10 protein-coding genes are annotated in these 21,090 nt (G+C 70.0%); 4 read left to right on the top strand and 6 right to left on the bottom strand.

Going from position 1 to position 21,090, the window contains the following annotated elements; translation table 11 throughout:
• Positions 1-89: 89 nt before the first annotated feature.
• The 4 genes from ACH4K1_RS22110 (at position 90) to yjfF (ending at position 4,669) form a co-directional block, all read left to right on the top strand.
• Positions 90-1,064 (top strand): ABC transporter substrate-binding protein, encoded by a 975-nt coding sequence (locus ACH4K1_RS22110; protein ID WP_398090982.1) that lies wholly within the window; start codon positions 90-92, stop codon positions 1,062-1,064.
• 76 nt (positions 1,065-1,140) lie between these two features.
• Positions 1,141-2,691, top strand: coding sequence for a sugar ABC transporter ATP-binding protein (locus ACH4K1_RS22105; RefSeq protein WP_398090981.1), 1,551 nt, complete (start codon positions 1,141-1,143; stop codon positions 2,689-2,691).
• Entirely contained in the window at positions 2,688-3,695 is a 1,008-nt protein-coding gene (locus ACH4K1_RS22100; RefSeq protein WP_398090980.1) for an ABC transporter permease, read from the top strand. Before ACH4K1_RS22105 ends, ACH4K1_RS22100 begins: the two co-directional genes overlap by 4 nt.
• A complete protein-coding gene (gene yjfF / locus ACH4K1_RS22095) occupies positions 3,692-4,669 on the top strand; it encodes a galactofuranose ABC transporter, permease protein YjfF (protein ID WP_398090979.1) in 978 nt (325 codons plus the stop codon). Before ACH4K1_RS22100 ends, yjfF begins: the two co-directional genes overlap by 4 nt.
• A gap of 585 nt (positions 4,670-5,254) precedes the next feature.
• Here yjfF and ACH4K1_RS22090 read toward each other — a convergent pair.
• From ACH4K1_RS22090 to ACH4K1_RS22065, 6 genes are all read right to left on the bottom strand, one after another.
• Positions 5,255-6,568 (bottom strand): TIGR02679 family protein, encoded by a 1,314-nt coding sequence (locus ACH4K1_RS22090; protein ID WP_398090978.1) that lies wholly within the window; start codon positions 6,566-6,568, stop codon positions 5,255-5,257.
• Positions 6,565-10,698: a TIGR02680 family protein gene (locus ACH4K1_RS22085; protein ID WP_398090977.1), complete on the bottom strand. Its 4,134-nt coding sequence runs from the start codon at positions 10,696-10,698 to the stop codon at positions 6,565-6,567. The genes ACH4K1_RS22090 and ACH4K1_RS22085 overlap by 4 nt, the downstream gene beginning before the upstream one ends.
• Positions 10,695-11,996 carry a TIGR02678 family protein gene (locus tag ACH4K1_RS22080; RefSeq protein ID WP_398090976.1) on the bottom strand — a complete coding sequence of 434 codons (1,302 nt, stop codon included), beginning with the start codon at positions 11,994-11,996 and terminating at the stop codon, positions 10,695-10,697. The genes ACH4K1_RS22085 and ACH4K1_RS22080 overlap by 4 nt, the downstream gene beginning before the upstream one ends.
• The gene (locus ACH4K1_RS22075; protein WP_398090975.1) at positions 11,993-13,549 is read right to left on the bottom strand and encodes a TIGR02677 family protein; all 1,557 of its coding nucleotides are present in this window, start codon (positions 13,547-13,549) and stop codon (positions 11,993-11,995) included. Before ACH4K1_RS22075 ends, ACH4K1_RS22080 begins: the two co-directional genes overlap by 4 nt.
• 117 nt (positions 13,550-13,666) lie before the next feature.
• A complete protein-coding gene (locus ACH4K1_RS22070) occupies positions 13,667-18,211 on the bottom strand; it encodes a sacsin N-terminal ATP-binding-like domain-containing protein (RefSeq protein ID WP_398090974.1) in 4,545 nt (1,514 codons plus the stop codon).
• Positions 18,198-21,068: a pPIWI_RE module domain-containing protein gene (locus ACH4K1_RS22065; protein WP_398090973.1), complete on the bottom strand. Its 2,871-nt coding sequence runs from the start codon at positions 21,066-21,068 to the stop codon at positions 18,198-18,200. The genes ACH4K1_RS22070 and ACH4K1_RS22065 overlap by 14 nt, the downstream gene beginning before the upstream one ends.
• Positions 21,069-21,090: the final 22 nt, after the last annotated feature.

Below are 21,090 nucleotides of genomic sequence, written 5' to 3'. Positions count from 1 at the left end.
AGATGTGAGCGTTCACTCTGATGCACCAGTGACCCCGGTCACGCAAAGCTCGCCACCCCGAGTGGGCACCGTTGAGCACGGAGGAAGCAGTGTTGAAGAAGATCGCCACGGGTGTCAGCGTTCTGCTGTTCGCCACACTGACGGCGTGTGGCTCGGGCGACACCTCGAGCAAGGGCGGCGGCAGCGGCGGGACCGGCAAGATCACCATGGGCTTCGCCCAGGTCGGCGCCGAGAGCGGCTGGCGGACGGCCAACACCAAGTCCGTCCAGCAGTCCGCGAAGTCCGCGGGCGTCGAGCTGAAGTTCTCCGACGCCCAGCAGAAGCAGGAGAACCAGATCAAGGCCATCCGCTCCTACATCCAGCAGAAGGTCGACGTGATCGCCTTCAGCCCGGTGGTGGAGACCGGCTGGGACGCGGTGCTGCTGGAGGCGAAGCGGGCCCGCATCCCCGTGATCCTGACCGACCGCGCGGTCGACTCCGAGGACGACACCCTGTACGAGACGTTCCTCGGCTCCGACTTCGTCGAGGAGGGCGAGAAGGCCGGCCAGTGGCTCGTCGAGAACACCGACGGTCCCGTCAACGTGGTGGAGCTGCAGGGCACCACCGGTGCCGCGCCCGCCATCGACCGCAAGAAGGGCTTCGAGGCGAAGATCGCCGCGCGCCCCGACATCAAGATCAAGGCTTCTCAGAGCGGCGACTTCACCCGCTCCGGCGGCAAGCAGGTCATGGAGGCCGTCCTGCGCTCCAACCCCGACGTCGACGTCGTCTACGCACACAACGACGACATGGGCCTGGGCGCCATCGAAGCCATCAAGGCCGCCGGCAAGAAGCCCGGCACGGACATCAAGATCATCACTGTTGACGCCGTCAAGGACGGTATGCAGGCGTTGGCCGACGGGGAGATCAACTACATCGTCGAATGCAATCCGCTCCTCGGCGACCAGCTCATGGAGCTCGCCAAGAAGGTCGTGGACGGCGAGAAGGTCCCCAAGCGGGTGGTCACCGAGGAGACCGCCTTCACGCCCGAGCAGGCGAAGAAGGCGCTGCCCGACCGGCAGTACTGACCCAAGAGCTCCAGTCCCCGCCACCGCGCCCCTCGTGCCGGTGGCGGGGGCTGTACCCACGACGAAAGCACTGGTCATGACCGATTCTTCCGCGCTTGCCGGCACCCCGGTGGTCGAGATGCGCGACATCAGCGTCGAGTTCCCCGGCGTCAAAGCCCTCTCGGGCGTCGACTTCCGCCTGCTCCCCGGTGAAGTGCACGCTCTGATGGGCGAGAACGGGGCAGGCAAGTCCACCCTCATCAAGGCGCTCACCGGCGTGCACTCTCCGACGACAGGCGTCATACACCTGCACGGTGAACCGGTTGCTTTCGACGCACCCGGCCAAGCTCAGGAAGCCGGAATCAGCACCGTTTACCAGGAGGTCAACCTCCTCCCCAACCTCTCGGTGGCGGAGAACATCCTGCTGGGCCGCGAACCACGTCGGCTGGGACACATCGACGGACGGGCCATGCGTGCGCGGGCGAAGGAACTGCTCACCCGCGTCGGCCTGTCCATCGACCCCGCCTCTCTTCTGAGCTCCCACCCGATCGCTGTACAGCAACTCGTGGCGATCGCGCGGGCGCTGGTCGTGGACGCACGCGTCCTGGTTCTGGACGAGCCCACCTCCAGCCTCGACGCCGACGAGGTCGCCGAACTCTTCCGCATCGTGCGCGTACTGCGCGACGACGGAGTCGCCATCCTGTTCGTCTCCCACTTCCTCGACCAGGTCTACGAGATCGCCGACCGCATGACCGTCCTACGGAACGGCTCACTCGTCGGCGAATACCTGCCTACCGAGATGGACCACATCGAACTCGTCGCAGCGATGCTCGGGCGCGACCGGGGAGTGCTGGAGGAGGTGCAACGGCGCTCGGAGGCCCGGGCCCCCGGTACCGCGCCGCTCCTCAGCGCCGTCGCCCTGGGCCGCACGGGAGCGATCGCCCCCCTCGACCTGGAGATCCACGCCGGGGAGGTCGTCGGTCTGGCCGGTCTGCTCGGCTCGGGCCGCACGGAACTGGCCCGCATGCTCTTCGGCGCGGACCGCGCGCATACCGGAACTCTCACGTTCGACGGCAGGGAACACCGCCCCCGCGGCCCACGGACGATGATCGCTCAGGGCGTGGCCTTCTGCTCCGAGGACCGCAAGGCCGAGGGAGTCGTCGCCGATCTCAGTATCCGCGACAACCTCGTGCTCGCCCTGCAGGCCGCCCGGGGGTGGGCACGCCCCATCCCGCGACGCACCTCCGACGCCCTGGTGAAGGAGTACATAGCGAAGCTGGACATCCGCCCCGCCGACCCCGACGCCGTCATGAGCACCCTCTCCGGTGGAAACCAGCAGAAGGTGCTGCTCGCACGCTGGCTGGTCACCCGGCCCCGGCTGCTCATCCTCGACGAACCCACCCGGGGCATCGACATCGGCGCCAAGGCGCACATTCAGAAGGTCGTGGCCGACCTCGCGGCCGACGGAATGGCCGTGCTGTTCATCTCCGCCGAACTGGAAGAAGTGGTACGCGTGTCCGACCGGGTCGTCGTTCTGCGCGATCGACACAAAGTGGCCGAACTGACCGGGCAGGACGTCTCGGTGGACAGAATCATGTCTGCCATCGCCGCTCCGAGCGACGGACACACCGCGGCGGTGGCGTCATGACGCGCTCGCGGCTGCTGTGGCCGCTCGTCGCCCTGGCCGCGCTGATCGTCCTCAACATCGCCGTCGAACCCTCCTTCGTGGAACTCCGGGTCCAGGACGGGCACCTCTTCGGCAGCATCATCGACATCCTCCGCAACGGAGCGCCGACGCTCCTGATCGCCGTCGGCATGACCCTGGTCATCGCCACCCGGGGCATCGATCTCTCGGTGGGAGCGGTCGCCGCCATCGCCGGCGCGACCGCCTGCACCTACATATCCGGCGGCGGGGACGCGGCGACCGCGGTCCTGCTGGCTCTGGGCGTGTGCGTCCTGCTCGGGCTGTGGAACGGCTTCCTGGTCTCCGTCCTCGGAATCCAGCCGATCATCGCCACCTTGGTTCTGATGACCGCGGGTCGTGGCGGCGCCATGCTGCTGACCGAGGGCCAGATCATCACCGTCAAGGATCCGCTCTACCGGCAGATCGGTTCGGGCTTCCTCATCCTGCCGATCGCGATCCTGATCAGCCTCGCCGTCCTGACGGCGGTCGCCCTCATCACCCGTCGAACCGCTTTGGGCATGCTCGTCGAAGCCGTGGGGATCAACCCCCGGGCAGGCGAGCTCGCGGGAGTGCGCTCCCGCACGATCATCTGGACGGTCTACGTCTTCGCCGGTCTGTGCGCGGGTGTCGCGGGCCTGATGATCAGTTCCAACGTGAACGCCGCCGACGCCAACAGCGCCGGTCTGTGGATCGAGATGGACGCCATCCTCGCTGTCGTCATCGGAGGCACCTCGCTGGCCGGGGGCCGGTACTCACTGGCGGGAACCATGGTGGGCGCTCTCGTCATCCAGACGCTGACCACCACCGTCTACACCATCGGCGTCCCCACCAACGTCACTCTGGTCTTCAAGGCCGTCGTGGTGATCGCCGTCTGCCTGCTCCAGTCGCCCCGGACGACGAGAATGCTCCGCGCACGCCGCAAGACCGCCCTTCCTACGTCCCGCTCCCAGGAGGTGGCCGCCGGATGAGCACCTCGGCTCTCTCCTCCGCGCGCTTTCCCCAGCGTTTCCTGCCCGTGGTCGCCACCTTCGCGGTGTTCGTGGCCACCTTCGGAGCGGGATCGGTCCGCTACGAGAACTTCGCCTCGGGGCAGGTCGTCGCGAACCTGTTCGTCGACAACTCCTTCCTCATCGTCCTCGCCGTGGGCATGACCTTCGTCATCCTGACCGGGGGCATCGACCTCTCCGTCGGGGCGGTCGCCGCCCTCTCGACCATGATCGCCGCAGCCACCCTCAACGCGGGCTGGCCTCCGCTGCTTTCGGTCGTCACCGTCCTCGGATCAGGCGCCACCCTGGGTCTGCTCATGGGTCTGGTCATCCACCACTTCGAAGTCCAGCCCTTCATCGTCACGCTCGCAGGCATGTTCCTGGCCCGCGGGCTGTGCTTTCTCATCAGTGTCGAGTCGGTCTCCATCACCGAGCCGTCGTTCCGTGAGTTCGCCGGCGGGACCATCACGCTGCCGGGCGGCATCACGCTGACCTACAGCGTCGTGATCGCGCTGGCAGTGGTCCTGGCCGCCCTGTACGTGCTGCACCTGACGCGCTTCGGCCGGACGGTCTACGCGGTGGGCGGCAGTGAGTCCTCGGCTCGCCTGATGGGCCTGGCCACCAGCCGGGCCAAGGTCGGCGTCTATGTGGTGAGCGGCTTCTGCTCCGCGCTGGGCGGCCTGCTCTTCAGCCTCTACATGCTCTCCGGCTACGGTCTGCACGCCGTCGGCATGGAACTCGACGTCATCGCCGCCGTGGTCATCGGAGGAACCCTCCTCGCGGGCGGGACAGGCTACGTGGCGGGTTCCGTGGTGGGGGTGCTGGTCCTCGGCACCGTACAGTCGTTGATCTCCTTCGAGGGCACCCTCAGTTCCTGGTGGACGAAGATCGTCATCGGCGCGCTCCTGCTCGCCTTCATCGTGATCCAGCGTCTGATCGTCCGTCGGCGGGCCTGAGCGTCGCCGACGACGGCCGGCCACTGCGGACGGGCTCCGTCGTGGTCGACGATCCGGTTCGGCGTGCGCCCCTCTCTCAGCGGCTTGTCGACACGACTGCGGGCTCCTCAGGCGCCCGGGCGCCATGCCGGCGGCGGAGTCCGGCACGGCCCATCGCCCGGCGGGCCGGCTGTCCGCGGTCGAACCCGCGCCGCCTGCGCCGAAGACAGGTCACGGGGGGCGGGCGCCGCCGGGTCGAGGACGAAAGAGGACTGCGGTTTCCCGGTACTCCGCCGAACTCCTCGGCCGCCTCCGTCCCGGGGCGGCCCGGGCCGTTCGTCTGAACCGCCCGATCCGTCCCTCTCCTTCGGTACGACCGGGAAGCGCCCCCGCAGCCGTCACCTCTGAGGGCCTACCCGAGGAACGACAGCCGCACCTGGCGCTCCGTATTGTCGACGTTCGTGTCCACCAAACTCCGTTAAGACAACTCCCAAACTACCTGGTGGCACGCTCCATGTGATGCGTCATCGAAACTAGGCCACGCAAAATGGCAGTCGACATCACCACAGGTCAGCACCAGCCTACGGCCCTTCAATCGCCTGGACGTTACGAGTAGCCGGAGAGGTGCTGCTGGCGAGCCGCAGCCGCGAGATCTTCCAACAGCACATCGGCTACCAGCTCCTCCACGACGGCGATGTCGTGCTCCGCCATGACCTCGGACAACTCGGGATCCCACGGTGCTCCGGTGATACGCCCCGGTCGAGGACCGTGCGGGTTGCGGACGATCGCGGATCGGTAGTCTCCCGCCGTCATGCGCCAGGGGTGTGCCCCTGTTTTCTCCACGACGTATGCGGCAATGCGGATGCCTTCGCCATCGAAGTCACCGTGGTAACGGAGAGCAGCGCCTTGGTCCGCGAGTAGGCGCAGGAGCTGGATAGCTGCGCTGTTGGGCCAGCCGGACGTGCAGACAAGCGGCGGGCAGCTGGAGCCGAAGCGACGGAGGGCGAGGGCCAAGATACTGGGGTTCTCCACTACGTGGACGACGAGTGGGGCAGGGGTAGCGGGCAGGGTGAGCTCGCCCGGGTTCCTGACGTGGGCGAGGGTCAGGCTGGCGGCCTGGCCGGCCTCCGTGCACAGGCGGGCCACACGGGCGAGAAGGCCGTCGCCGCCGGGGCACAGTCCGCCGGCGATGACGGTGGCGGACAGCTCGTCGTCGGCGACGCCAGCGCGGGACCACAGGGCGCGCCGTTCCGCTGCGGACTGCGGCGGAGCAATGTCGTACAGAGTCGCCAGGGCACGCAGGACGAGGGTGGAGACGGGTGCGCCGTCGTCGAGAGCGTGGGCGTGGCCGTTCAGGACTCGGGCGGCGAAGACGGGCAGGGGTTCGGCCTGGCTCGGTAGTTCGGCGAGCACCTTGAGCGCGTCGGTGAGGAGCGCACGGGTACGTTCCGCCGAGCCGCCAACCAGTCCTGCAGCTCGACAGGACGCAGCCCAGTCGGCGAGCACCGGCTGCGCCCGCACCGTGTCGTGACCAGCCAGCCAGGTCCACAGATCGGCGCGTTCGCCCTCCTGGCGGCGGCGTTCACCGGCTCTGTCACTGAGAGGGCCGATGAGCTCGGCAACGACTTCTCGTACGGTGTGGCCGGAGAGCTCGGTGACGGCCTCCTCCAGGCGGGCCAGAGCGACGGAGGGCCGCGGGTCCGGCAGGCGGTCCAGGCCGAGGAGGTCCGCGAGGGCTTCGCGCTGGGTCTCGTCCAGCAGTCCGAGGCGTACGCGTGTGACGGGGCGGCCGGAGGAGAGACGGTCGTGGACCGTCTGCCAGACGGGATGGAGTTCGGGGCGGCGAAGGGTCGCGCCGCCCGAGGCGAGATGCTCCCGAGAGGTCGTCCCGCCGGACACGGGGTGGTCTCGCAAGGTCATCCTTCCTCCATTCCGATGCCGTTCCAAACGAAGCGCGCGCTGGTGACGGCGTCGTCTCCGTCGGTCAGGAGTTGGTGGACGGCGATTCCAGGTAGCTCCCTGTAGTTTCCCCACTCGTGGTCGGAGGTGATCATGAGGTCCAGGTCGAGTGCAGTGAGCAGGGCGAAGACCTGTCCGCGGTTGACGGTGTCGACGCCGACGAAGACTTCGTCGAGGAGGATCGGGCGGGGGGCCAGGGGCACGTCCTCGTAGTGGGCGGCGACGGCGGCGAACAGGGGCAGGTGCAGTGCGATGGCTTTCTCCCCGCCGGAGAGCGCGCCGTGCAGCCGCTTGGTCAGGGGCTGCCAGCCGCTCCCGTCCGCCCGGTCGAGGCGGACGGTGAAGGTGTGCCAGGCGGTGTAGTCGAGCACCTCGCCGAGGTGCTCCTCCCAGCTCGCGGCCGTGTCGCTGCCCTTGGCCTCCTCGATGCGGGCACGGAAGAAGGCGTGCAGGGCCTCCCGGTCGGACTCGGTGACCCGACCGGGATCCTTCAGGAGCAGCTGGCGGGCGGTGCGGGTGCTGTCGGGGAGGTCCGGGCGGACGTCCCAGACGAGCTGGACGGCGACGTTGGAGGCGGTACGGACCCGCTCCAGGTGCCCGTTCATGTGCGCGACGAGTTCGCCGGCCCGGCGGATGCGGGCGGCGAGGTGGCGGCGGATGTCACCGGTGAGGATCTGGTCGAAGAGGCGCCGTTCGGCGGTGCTGATGTCCTCGCGGCTGCGGTCGCGCTCCTGGGTGAGCGCGGCGAGCAGACCGGTCGCCCCCACGCGGACGCCCTCCAGGCTGGCGGTGAAGAGCTGGATGTCGTCGTCGGGCTCCAGCTCCAGGTCGGCGCGGACGCCGAGGTGGCGGCGGGCCTCGTGGACGGCTTCGGAGAGGCGGGTGGCGGCGTCGCCGAGGTGGCGCGGGGCGTGCGGGACCTGGGGCCACCGTGCCGCCATGGCGCGCGCGGCCTCCAGAGTGGCCTTGGTGCCGTCCCCGGCGTCGAGTTCGGGTACGACGCCCGCGTCCTCGGCCAGACCCACCAGGCACAGGTGCCGGAACCGCCGCGCCGCGCCGTCGCGGGCCTCGGCTGCCTTCTCCTGCCGGTCGGCGTCCTGGCCACTGGTGGCCCTCAGCTCTCCGATGCGGCCTTCCAGGCCCAGGAGGAGCTCGGCTGCCTGGCGGGCTTCCTTGCCGCAGCGGACCCGCTCGGCACGGGTCTCCGCAACGCGCGCGACGATCTGCCGGTAGTCCGCGCCGACCGTCTCCTCCACCGCCTTCAGGCGTGCCGTCATACCAGCCGCCTTCGCTTCCGCAGCGGCCGCGTCGGCGGTCTGCTTCTCCGCGCGAAGGCGTGACCGGTCCGCCCGTGCGGCCGTCTCACCAGCCCTTTCAACGGCCGCGATCGCGTCGATGCGGGCGTCCGTCCAGGCATCGGCGAGGTCGCGGAAGCTCTCCACGTCGCGGCCGAGTTCGCGCAGCCGGTCGCGGTCCGTGGGCAGTCCGTGTTCGGCGGCCCTGCGGCTCAGCGTGCGCAGCGCGCCGGCCACGTCACCCTCGCGTGCGGCCAGATGCTCGGTCGCGTCACGCACGGCGTCGTCCCGGGCGGCCACCTTCTCCTCGGCCCGGTCCCAGTCCCGTCGGCAGGCGTCGAGTTCCCGGTGGTCGGGCCGGGCGGTGCGGTCCTCCGCCAGCCGGGCGGCGCGGGCGCCGAGTTCCCGCAGCCGGTCGGCGAGGGTCGCCAGGGAGGCGCCCTTCTCGGCGATCAGCTCGGTCAGTTCGGCGATCTCACGCTGCTTGGCCCGCTGCCGGGCGAGGGCTCCGATGTGGGCGGGCTCCGGCTTGCTCCAGGAACCCGTGGCCGGCGCGAGGCGCCAGGCGCCGTCGGAGGAGACTGCCGCAGGGTGACCGCCGGGCAGGGTGGTGCCGTACGCGATGCCGGCGAGGATGCGGGTCACCGTGCCGGCCGGTACGGAAATGTCCTCCTCGGGCCTCAGCACGTCCAGCAGGCTGGAGCCGGGGGCGGTCGTGGCGAGGCCGACCTCGACACGGGTGTCGTGCCCAGGAAGGGCGAGCCCTTCGGATGCGCTCACCCATGCGTCCAGAAGGCCCGAGGCCTCCAGTGCCGCTTCCACCCCGGCCTGTACGGGGAGCGGGACGTCCTCGTGGAAGGCGATCAGCCGCCACAGCGGCGCGCCCGCCGCAGCCGTGCGGACGGTGGTGCGGGTGGGTGGAGCGACGGGCTGGAGATCGGTCTCGCCGCTGAGCTTGCGTCTCCGCGCGTCGAGCAGGTCACGTTCCTGCTCCAACCCCTGTTGCGCCGTGCGGACTCCAGCCCGCTCCGTGGTGATCTCCTGGTCCAGCGGTCGTGCGACCGTTTCGACTAGCTCGCGCACGTCTGCCTCGACGGCCGCCCTGGCGGCCAGTTCATCAAGGTCGGGGATGCGCAGCTCCGTGCAGTCCCGGGCCCAGGCGAGCAGCCGCTCCGCCTGGGCTGCCAGGGCTTCGTCCCAGGCGGCGGCGGTCGTGTCGCGGTGGGCGATCGCGTCCGCGAGCCGGGTTCGGGCCTCGTCCAGCAGGCCCTCGGCGGTACCCCGGTCGCGTACCGCCCGGTCGTGCGCGTCGATCGCGTCGGTGATGTCGGCGACCTGCTGCCGTCGGGCGGTGACCGCGCCCCGGAGCAGTCGGCGGGCGGCGGTGCCAGGAGCATCCGACCGCCTGCTCCCTGTCCTGACCGGGGTGTTCGCCGACTCGTTGCCGAGGGGCTTCACCTCCCCTTCCGCGTCCAGCATCGTCTTCACCTCGTGGTGAATGGACTCCATGCCTGCGGCCCGGGCCGAGCGGTGTGCCTCGTCCGCGGTCGCGCGGGCGTGTTCGTCGCGCGAGCGGGCGTGTCCCGCGACCTCGTCGGCGTGCTTCCGGTCCTCCTCCGCCTCGGCCTCGGCGGACCGGGCGGCGGTACGCAGCTCCGCGGCGGCCGCGACCTGTTCCTCGGTGCCGCGGCGGAGCCGGTCGAGCTCCTCCCCCTTCTGGTAGGCGTCGCTCTCCCGAAGCCCTTCGACGATCTCGTCCAAGGCGTGCGCCCGTAGTTCCAGCTCCTCGCGCAGGGCCAGGGTGGAGGCGCGCTCCTCGCACGCCTTCTTGTACTCCTCGGCGCTGACGCGGGCGTCCCGTGTGAGGTCGTCCATCTCGGTGGTCGCAGAGATCAGCGCTGCCGCGCCGGCCCGCAGGACCCGACGGGCGTAGGCGCGCTGCCGGGAGGCGACGTTCTCGGCGGCCGTCACCTCGGCGTCGAGCCGGTCGAGGTGGTCCCGCTGTCGGTCCAGGCGCTCGAAGCCCTCGGCGAGCTCGGTGATCTCTCCTTCGCCGAGCGGGGGCAGGGCGCGGGACAGTAGGGTGGACAGGAGGGAGGGGTCGAGCCGTTCGGACAGCTTGGGCTGGCGGAGCTGGAGCAAGGCGGAGAGCAGGGACTCGTACCGCTGCTCGCCCATGCCCGCGAAGAGTTCGCGCCGCACAGTGGCGCGGTAGTCGGTGGCTGCCGGATGTACCTCGCCGCGGTCGCGCAGGGCTTCGGTGAGGGCCGCCTTGGTCAGGGGCTGTCCGGTGTCGTTGACGAGGTGAACCCCGTCGGGGTGGGCAATCCGGGCGGTGGTGGTGAAGTAGTCGGCGTGCGCCGTGGTGGTGTGCACGCTCGCGTGCAGGCGGGCTCCGCAGCCGAACCAGTGCTCGGTGCCGTCGTCTCCGACGCGGCGGAACTCCATCCACACATACCCAACACGGGTCTTTCCGGTCGCCCCCTGGCCGAGCAGGTTCCAGTGCATCGTGCGCTCCGAACCGCCGAACGTGGAGAGGCGGTTGGGTCGGAGGCTGGCGTCGAAGAGGAAGGGGAGCAGCAGTTCCAGGGCCTTGGACTTGCCGGTGCCGTTTTGACCGCGCAGCAGCAGGCGACCCTGGTGGAAGGTGAAGGTCTCGTCGTAGTAGCGCCAGACGTTGAGGATGCCCGCGCGATGGGGCTGCCAGCGTCCGCGGCCGGTATCCGCCTCGTGAACGGGTGACGGTTCGATGGTCTCCTCGGGCCGTCGCTGGAGGGGGAGTTCCGTCACGCTCACTGCTTGTCTCCTTCTCCGGCGCTGCCGGCGGTGGTCACGGCTGGCGGATCGTTCTTCGCGGCTGGGCCGGTGGTCTCCGTCAGGCGGTAGCGGTACGCGGCCGGTCGCGCGACGACGCGGTCTCGGGCCCTGGCTGCCAGGCCGACGTCGAGCAGGATCCGTACGGCGTCGTCGGCAAGGTGGGCCGGGCCTTCCTCCGACTGGTACGCCTTGGCCCAGCCCGGGAAGCGGCGCAGCAGCTCTGCTCCGGCCTCGGCCAGCTGCTCGGGCAGCAGGCCTGCGGGCGTGGCGCAGAGCGGTGCGAGGAGGAGTAGCGCGGCGACTCGGGCTGTGGAGGTGTCGTCGGGGAAGCGGACGTCGGTGGCGATGGCGTCCGGGTCGACGAGTAGAAAGCCCTCCGCCCGTTCCTCCAGGAGGAAACCGGCCTGTTCGACAGAGCGGCGCAGGATCTGGCGGCCGGTCAAGGAAGTGACATAGGCGAGCTCGTCGTCGGCGAGGTCGGTCCGGTAGAGCACGGGATCGTCGAAGAGGCGGCGCAGCACCGAATGGCGCAGCCGCAGGTTGCGCTGGGCGTCCGTGGTCGCGGCGGTCTCGGCGTGCGTATCGTCGGCAGAAGCGCCTCCGTAGCGGCGCTCCCTGACCAGGTCGGCGAGGAGTTCCTCGAACCGCGCGGGCACCTCCTCCGGAGGCACGGCGAGCCGGGAGGCGCCGACCGGTGCGGCGGGCAGCCGCATGAGCAGTGTGTTGTCCACGCGGTAGAGGACCTTCGCCTCCACGGAGTCGACGTACGTCTCGGTCGTGCCGTCCACCACACGCAGCACGTCGTACGACTCCAGCAGCTTCAGGACGTCGACAAACGCCATGCGCTCCGGCCGGCGGACCGGGTCGAACCCCGCCAGCGCGAGGTCGGCCGCCATGGCCTGGACGACGCGGTCGGCGAGCATGCCGATGGTCGTCATCGGCATCGACAGCAGCTCCGCGGCGGTCACGCACAGCAGGACGTACCGTCGGCGGTCGAACGGGGCCCGGCCGGAACGCGCCCGGCGAGCGGGGCGGGAGCCGTCGGGGTTGACGCGGACCTTGGTGAGGCGGGCGTAGCCCCGGCGGGGCTCCACGACCAGATTCCAGCCGCAGGTGTAGTCGAACCAACGAGCCAGCGGGTCACGGCGGCGGCGCACCAGATCGAAACCGGTCGGGTCGGCTGCCTCGGTGAGCAGCGGGCGGGCCAGAAGGAGGCGGATGGCACGGGCGACCTCCTCCCGTTCGGCGGAGGCCAGTTGGTTGGCGAGGGTGCTCATCCTGCGGCCTCCTGCCCCGTGGCGGCGCGGACTGCCGGGAAGGAGATCGCCCCGCTCACGGCCGTGACGTGGATGACGTAGTCCGGTCCTGCCATCGTCCCCTGCACGGTACGCAGTACGGCGGTGCGCCCGTCGGAGGGCGGCAACAGCGCCACCTCCACCCGGCCGTCGCCGGTCGTGGCCCGTCGCCGGCCACCCGCGTCCGGCCGGGCGGCCAGCGCCCGGCCCAGCAGGTCGAGGAGACGGTCGAAGGCCGCGGGGTCGAGGGCGCTGAAAGAGGAGAGCCGTACCGGGCCGTCCGTCTCCAGCGCCTGCCAGGCGCGTGCCAGCTCCGCTCGCTCCGCCCGGGCCCGCTCGGCGCGTTCCGCCCTGACCGCCGCAACGTCCCGCACCGTGGCCGTACGAGTGAAGCGTTCGGTCCGTCCGGTGGTCCTCAGCAGGGCCGACACCTGTACCGGCGGCGCCTCGGACCAGGAGTGGGACGAGGGGATCAGCTCCGGGTCCGGGTGGGCGAGGTGGGCATGACGGGCCGGGCCGAGGCCGAAGGCGGCCGACCACAGCCGGTGCAGGCCCTCCTCGTCGGGAGCCGCAGCGAACCAGCGCGCGAGCTCCCGGAAGTCCTGTACGGCGCTGGAGGGGCGGCGCCGGGACTCGTTGATCCGCTCCAGCACCTGCAGGAGGGAGACGATGGCGCGCCGGGCGATGTCGTGCAGCTGCTCGATCCGGGGGCGCGCCCCGTCGTCCGGCAAGAACCAGGCCCTCAGCCCCGCCCAGCGCGCCCGCCGGCTCTCCAGCCAGTCGGCTGCCGGGTCCTCTCCCGGGGCCGGAGGCAGCTCGGCACCGCGCAGGGCCCGCTCACGCAGCACCGCGATGCCCCGCTCCTCCACGCGAGTCACGGCGGCGGCCACCGTCTCGCCGCGTCGGTCGAGATTGACCAGGAACTCCTGGAGATACGCGACGGTGGCGGCCTTCACCTCACGGAATACGTCCAGATCCACTCCTTCGGTGCGAAGGAGCCTCTGCAACTGGCCGTTGAAGGCCTTGGTGTTCTCCACCATGCCCTCCAGATGACCCTCCAGCTCCCGCAGGGTGCTGAAGATCCGTCGGTCGGCCGCGGCAGGTTCGCCTGACAGGAGGGTCAGTTCGTCGAGCCGGTCGGCGATCGCCTCCAGCACCGCGGTCTGCAGCGCCCCCGTGGAGGCCAGCACCTCCAGGGCGTGTCGCACCCCGGCGAGCGCGGCCTCGCCCCGGCGGGTCAGCGAGTAGTGCAGGTTGCGCCGCTCGTACTCCTCGGCCGTGCGGTAGTTCTGGGCGTGGTTGTGAACCACGTCGAGGAGTTCCCACTTCACCAACCGTTTCAGCGTCTCGTGCAGTTCCTCGTCCTCGAGGTCCGAGACCCAGCCCACCGCACGCAGCCGCTCCCGTACGCCGTCGAGCCCGAGCGCGGTCTCCAGGTGCTCGCCGGCCACCCCGAAAGCCTCGAGCACGGCGCCGTTCAAGTCGGCCGTCTCCCCCGTGGTGAACCGGAACATCTCCGGCGGAACCCTGCGCATGCTGGTACGTCCCCTCCGCCGCCACCCCTGCGGCACTTCGGCACCCACGTTAAGGGGCGGTCCGAAATCACGTTCTCGAGTTGCTGTCATCATTCTCATGGCAGTCACGGCCGAGGATTACTCCGTGCTCTCGAACGGGTAGACAAGGCTCTGCGCGCCCCGGATGCCGGAGACGAGTACGTTGCTGCTCGGACGGTAGGGCAGGTGCTTCAACGGCTCCAGGATGATCCGTACGGTGACCGGTGCGGCTCCGGCCTCCAAGCCGGAGACGACCACAAGGAAGAAATCGTCGCTTTCGATCGCCCGCTGGAACTCCGCAGGGGTGAGCTGGATCGTGTCCGGCTCGGCACCGCCGTACGTCTTGAGTTCGTAGAACCGGGCCAGCTCGTCCACTGCGTCCGCCCCCAAACCGTGCTGAGCCCTCAGGTCACGCAGCTCGGTCTCGTCCAGCGCCAGAGCCCGGCGTACGAGGTCCAGTGCCGCCTTCTCCTGCTCCACGGCCGTATAGGGACGTGCGGCGGTGCGCTGCTGGGGGACGGCCGAGCCGGACCGGGGCTGGGGCAGGCCGGCCGGGCCCTTCTTCGGGGCGGTGCCCGTCGCGGGCCCGGCCCCGGATTGCGGTGCCGTGAGGTTTCCCCGGTCCACGACGAGACGGAGGGTCGCGGGATCCACCAGTCGGCGGAACGAAGCGGGGGGCCGCACGGCCGGGACGGAGGGGCCGCGGCCGTGCGGGACCGCGGGTAGTGCGGGCGCCCGGCCACTGATCGTCGACGGGGCTCCCGCAACCGGACGCCCTTCCCGTCCGCTCGTCCGGCCGCGTCGGTCCGCCTCTTCCCGCATCTCCATGAGCCGACGATCGCGTTCGGCGACGGCGGCTTCCTGTTCACGGCGGACCTGATCCTCCGCGAGGCTCAGGTCCACGGCAGTGCGGCCCCGCTCCGCCCGGTCACACGCGGCGGTCCAGGCGAGGGCCGCCGCCCTGCGGTGTCCAGGGAACTTGGCGGCGATCGAAGCACCGCCCGCAGAGGGCCGGTTCACCGCTGACAGGTCACGGACGTACAGGGTGCTGGAAGCCCAGTCGACACCGGCGTCGACGGATACTTCCACCGGAGTACCGGACAGTTCCACCCGGCAGGTCAGGTCCGGTGCCACGCTCACCGTGAGTGTCGCGAGTCCGTCCCAGGAGCCGTCCAGGCCACGGGCCACCTCCGGGGCGTTGCGTTGCAGGTCCTCGCGCAGATGGGTGACAGCCGCGCGAACCAGTTCCGTCGCGTCCGGATCGTGCGAAGCGACAACGGAGCTGTGCACACTGAGTTGCTCCACCCCGATCCACGTGAGGCGCAGGGCCCCGGCCAGTGGACGGAACTGCTCCAGCTCTGCTCCCGGCCGCCACACGGCGTGGTCACGGCCCAAGCCCTCGGCGACCATGGGGTCCTCGACCGCGTACACAGGCCGCTTGCTCAGCCATCCCTTGCTCGTGACCAGAGGAAGTCTTCCCAGCCGCCCGGCTGTCAGCTCCTCCGACCGGACGGAAGAGGGGCGACGGAGCATCTTCAGGGTCTCCAGGACTACCGATTGAGTGGTTCCCTCCGGAACGTTCCGCCGCTCCCTCCTGTCCTGCTGCGCCAACTCCCTGATCACCTTCACAGCGTCGTCGACGGTCGGCCGACGCGCCCCGAGCCGCGTCCAGAACGCCTCGCCACCGGTGAACACAGGAGCGAACGCTCGTGACGCTCCGAACAGTGGCTCGCCGAGGAGGCACTCGCCCGGGCGCCGCCAGCCGGAGTTCGTGAGGACCAGCCCTTCGTCTGTTGAGAAGGCACGAAGGACTTCGCTGAACGGCATCTCTCCCGATCCGCCCGAAGTCCCCCTTCCGGTGGCGCGCTCGGCTAGGGCCTCGTAGACGATCAGTGCGGCGGGGGCGTTTCGTTCAGCCCCGTCCTTCTCCTCACGACGGAGCCGCCGCAGGCACTCGACGAGATCGCGGGTACGGGCGTCTCCGACGACGTCCAGGGCTCGGAGTACCTCGGTACGCCGACGTGCCTGCTCCTGGATGTCCGGATGCAGGAATTGGGCGTCCCCGTCCCCGTAGACGGCCACGGTGCCCGCGGTGCGGGTACGGAGCCGGAAGGGGCTGGACGGAGTGCCGTTCCAGTCGTCCAGCCAGGCCACCTCGCGCAGTTGCCAGAGCCATAGGGCAGCCGTCCGCCCTCGGTCGTGCCATGTGTGGTAGTCGAAAGCCGCACCGACCTCGGCATGTTCGGAGAAGCGACTCCATGAACGGCCGAGTACGTGGAGAAGCGCGGCCGCCCTGCGTCGGCGACGTGCAGAGTCGTCGTCTTTCGCGATATCGGTTGCCACCGCATACAGTTCGGGGCAGTCGTAATCGTTGAGGGTGTAGGTCGCGCGAAGAGCCTCCAGCGCTTTCGTGCGCGCCTTCGAACCCGAGGCGAAGACCGAGGGAAGTCCTCTGGCGCCTCGTTCGAACCGCGAGTGCTGTCCAGGATGACTGCGCGGCCGGGGAGCCGTCTCGGCGCCAAGCAACCGGAGAAACCTCAGGGCTCCGATGCTGCCGCCTTGCAACACCTTGGCGTAACGCGATCGCAGCCATGCCGGGCCGGAAGTCGAGCCGGCGGCGAAGGCGAAGCTCTCGTCGTGCTCGGCGCTATCCAGCCCGGACGGAAGATAGGCCCGGGCGGGTGCGATCTCCACGTCCTCCCGCGCTCCATCGGTGGTGTAACGGTGGCCTTGGAGCCGGACTGCCAGCCCGACCTTCCTGCCCCACAGCTCACGGCGGCTCTCCGGTACGTGTGCGAAACCGTCCCGCAGCGCCACGAGCTGCTCATCCGTGAGGACAAGCCCAGCTCCACCTCGCGCACCCCCGAAGTCTGCGAGACGCTGAATCACCGCTGCCGGGTCGTCGTCGTTGAGCAGTACCCCTTGCTTGCCGAGCCATTCCCGGACCGACCGCGCGTCGTCGGTGTCGGCCAGAAAGTCCGGGTGGATCTCACGGGTGAGCCCCAGTTCGAATCCCAGCCCACGAGGAGTGGCGGCGAACAGCACGAGTACAGAGCCGCACATGCCGTACCGCGTACCGGAACTGTCCACGAGCCAATCACGTGACGACAGGAGGCCGCTCCAACCCGCTTCGATGACTCGCGCGACCAGTCGGACCGTCGCTCGTGGTGATCGACTCCCGTCGCCAAGGAGGTCCAGCGTGTCGTACACCTCGACCCGGGCCGGTGCGCCGACACCGTTCTCCTCCCAATCCGACAGCACCTCCCGCCACTTGCCGTCCGGGTCTCGCATCGCTCCGGGCAGCGCGGCGGGCACATCAGCCAGACGGGCGACCTCCTCCTCGGTCACGGCGCCTTCGAGTTCTTCGTCCTCCACGGCAAGCGATTCGAGATCGAGGAGACCCTCCCCCGGGACCTCCAGGAGCAGCTTCGCGGACACCAGACGCCGGGCGTGGTCGAGCAACCGCTGTTCCATCGCAGCATCCGGATTGCGCCCGTCACGGACGTGATCCGGCAGGGGAACAGCACTCCAGGCGTTCACCGGATCCTGCCGGAACTGCCGCAGAACGGCTGCCGTCCACAGATCGGCCACCAATGGAACGAGCGCACGGTTCCACGGGGTTTCGTCGAGCGCCTGCCGGCTGGCGAGCGGGTCGAACTGCGCACTCGTCCAGAGGGCCGGCCCGATCTCCTGAACCGGCAGACCGACGTGGATCCGTCCGGGACCGCCGTGTCCGAGCGGGAGGGCGACGGCGAGAGTCGTGGTGGGTCCGGCAGCCTTGTGCGCCCTGTCGATGCCCGAGGGACTGGGCACAGTGGTACGGCACACCAGCCATCGAGTCCCAGTGGCCGCACGGGCGAGGTGGGTCCCCACCTCTGCCGGTCCACCGCCGACCTCGGCCTCGAAGCCGGGTCCGGGCTCCCGGGATAGAGCGAGCCGGTGCCGGACGCCGCCCTGCGTATCCAGGTGCGTGACGTCGGATACGTGGTCGAGGAAGAGCAGCGCGCCGGAGGTCCAGGCAGCGAGCCACCCGTCGACGCTCTCCGCGTCGAGTGCACCGGGTGCAAAGGGAACGCGGAGCACGGTCCAGGCGTCGTCCGCGAACCAGTCCGGTACGACGAGCGGTCCGGCGACGGAGACATAGGGATCGCCGATGCGCACCCGGTAGTGGCCGCTGTGCACTTCCAGATGGGGAGAAAGCGACTGCAGCGTCATCAGCCCGATGCCGAACCGCCCTGTGGATTCGGCTTCGTCCGCCTTGCTGGACAGCCACGGCATGGCCAGGGCCACTACGTCCGGCAACCGCACCGGGGCACCGTTATGGGCAACGAGAAGGTCTCGCTCCCTGGTGAGGATGCGCACTTCTGAGGCGCCGAGATCCTCCGAGTTCTGCACGATCTCGGACAGACCCTGCAGTGGATCACTCGAAAGGTTGCCCGCGTGGTCCCGGGTCCGGCCGAAGGCGTGGCGAACCATCCCGGGCAGTGTCGCGAACCGTTTGCCCAGGTGCTCGACGGCTGCGGCCGTCGCTTCACCGCCCTCCGGCTCCGGTACGGCGTTCGCGTCCCGCATTTCCTCCTGATCGAAGATGCGGTCGGCGAACCCGACGGCCCGCGCGGCCGCCTTCGTGTCACGCGTTCCCATGCGCCTGGTCCTCATCGGTGTCGAGGTCGAATGCGAGCTGCCCTGGGCCGTCTTCGACGCCGGTCCCTACGACCGGCCCCGCCGTCGGGTCCACCGCCTCCTCCTCGTCGTGCGGCAGCGCGTACTCGTCCGCGAGCCGTGCGAGGTGGAGAGCGAGCGGCAGGCCGAGCACGTCCCGGTAGTCGTCCTTGCAAATGCGCTGTTGGTGGACGAACGCGGCCCATGCCTCGGGGTCGTCGCCGGGCTGAAGGCAGGCCAGGGTGAGCTCCAGTAGCTCGGGGTTCCACGCGTTCACCGTCGGCCGGTGGGCGCTCCGGCCGGCGGGGTTGACGTGAGGGGTCAGCTTCGCGTCGTCGTTCGTCAACTTCGTCTGTGTGCTCGCCTTGTCCGCCGTGCTGTAGAAGACGCGGCTGGGGGCTCCGGGCTCGTCGGGCACCCACAGTCCCATGCCGAAGCCGCCCCGCTGTTGCCCGGCCAGCTCTTCCTCGCGCTCCTCCCGTTCCGCCCACCACTGGGGCGTCTCGTCACGGCCGCTGTCAGCGACCCTGACGACCCGGAGGTGCTTGCCATAGAGACCGATTCGCTGCGCGGGGCCCCCGTCGAGGCCGATCCGATCCACCTCGAGCCCGCCGTTGGTGAGCCACGGCCAGCGCTTGCGCACGTCTTGTGCGTGGGACAGGACCAAGGTCGGCGTGCCGCGCAGACTCGCCAGGGTCCTCCTGATGAAGGCAGCCGTGACTGCCGACTGCTGCGCCGAGGTCCTCAGGTCATTCCCCCGCACTCGTCCGGTCAGGATCCGGAGCAGGTCCGGGTAGGGCATCCACTCCGAGGTGTCCGCGGTCCGTCCGAGGACACATGGTGCGTCCGGCCGGAGCAGCACGGCGATCGGGGTGAACTGTGCCCTGCCCGTGGGACCGTCGACCCGGCGCTCGACCAGATGGAAGGCCACCTGGTTCAGACCGGAAGGGATGCGATCGCCGAGAGTGTGCTGGGGCACCAGGCGCATCCCGGTCTGACGAAGGCCGTCCGCCCAGGCCGCTTCGGCCCGCAGGGCAGCGTCCTTCTCGGCGTCAGCCGTGTCCATTGCGGTGTCCAGGGGGCGGATGAACTGGGTGACCAAGCCTGCGTCCGCGCACCCGAGCCGGATCGCGTACTTGGGGTCGGTACGCCTCGCGGGACCTTGGAACGCTTCGCTTCCTTCCAGCTCGACAAGGGCGATCCGAGCCCCGGGCACCTGCTCCCTCAGGCGGGTCATCGCCTCGGCGACCCGTCCGCGCCGCTCACGGATGGCCTGTTCGTGTTCCTGTCCCGCGCGCGGCGGCCGGTCCTCCGCTCCGAGCGGGGATCCCAGCTCGCCCAGCGGGTGGGCGCGGAGCCGCACGGTGAGCTCCTCGGCCTCCCACACCCATGTCTCCGGTCCTCGTTCACGCCGAAACTCTGTGAGTCCGAGCGCGCTCTCGGCGGTGGCGACGAGCCTGTCCCGCTGGTTGTCGGTCTGGTGAACCAGGAAGCCGACGAGATCGGTGCCGTCCAGCGTCGCGGCGAGCGCCGCACGCCGCACCCGTGCGTTGTCCGCCGCGGTCCGTTCCGTCCGTTCCAGGAGGGCGGCGAGCTCTTCGGTGGTGGCGTTCTTTGGCATGGAGGGCCGCTTCGTGAGCTGTCTGACAGGCGGGCGACCGTACCGGCTGCGCTGGAGCTTCGGGGCGGGGACGAACTCGGGGGCCAGCGCTTGCTCGGCCCACTCGATGAGACGGCGGCGTTCGCTGGGCATCAGTCCGGTCCCGATGGGGTGTCTGCCCATGGCGGCCTGGTGGCCGACCGCCAGCCTGATGCTGTCCTTCCCGTCCCCGATCCAGTGGTCGGCCTCCTTGACCAGTCGATCCACCGACGGGAGCCCGTCGAGCGCGGCGACGGCGGCGAGCATGCCACTGGGGCCGCCCTGCCTCCAATCCGTGGTCCCGTTGCGCCACTGCAGCATGGCAACCGAGAGTCGCCGGGACACCGGTGCGTCCGGCACGAGCGAGATCTCTGGCAGTAGGTAGACCGAGACCCCCTTGCGGAAGGGCATCCAGACCTTTCCGGTGACGAACCGGCGGATTCCCGCGCTGAGGTGAATCCGAGGAACCGGCGAGAACGGGACGGTGCGCACGCCGACGCGGAGGGTGGCCGCGTAGTACGACGGCTTGCGCTCGCCGCCCCTACCCGCGGGTCGGTATTCGATCGGCGGCCACGACATCAGTTCCGCGCTGCTGCTTCCGGCGTCGTACCCGCCGCCGGCGCCGGCGACCTGGTGGAAGGTGAGTTGCCGACCTCCGTGCTCGTAGGCACCCTGACGTGCGATGCGTGCGGCCAGTTCGTCGGGGAGCAGTCGGTACACCAGACGGGTGGGCTTGGCGGTGCCACCGGGAGAAGGCTGTTGTTCGAGCAGGTCGATGGTGTCTGCGCGCCAGGTCAGGCTTCCGGTGTCCAGCTCGCGGAAGCACTCCGCGAGCAGACGCCGTGCGTCCGGATCATCGGGATGGCGGGGGAGGTTTCTGAGCCAAGTGGCGGCGTAGAGGTTGGTCACCGGGGTGGGAAACGGCTCGGTGCAGTAGAGCCAGGGGGAGTCCGTTCCGAAGGTGGCGTTGGACGCCACGGTGACGACGTCCGGGGCGGTGGTGCGGATCAGCTGGTTGATCTCCCGGGTGGGGATGCGGCGTGGGCCGTGCCACCGGCCTTCCGGCCGGCCATGGTCACGCAGCTGGCCGAGCGGCTCCTCCCAGTGAGCGGGCAGCGAGAGGGTGTGCCGTAGGACGGGGAAAGGCCCCTGTGCCGGGTCAGGCATGTACGAGGCGGTCCGTACGTGCTGGTACGCCATCTTGTGAGTCTCCTGATCGGAG

Origin of the sequence: Streptomyces sp. NPDC017448 (genome assembly GCF_044330565.1) — a bacterium.
Classification (GTDB): Bacteria; Actinomycetota; Actinomycetes; order Streptomycetales; family Streptomycetaceae; genus Streptomyces.
The sequence above is the reverse complement of the archived record's forward strand: the minus strand, read 5'-3'. Positions and strand labels throughout refer to the sequence as shown.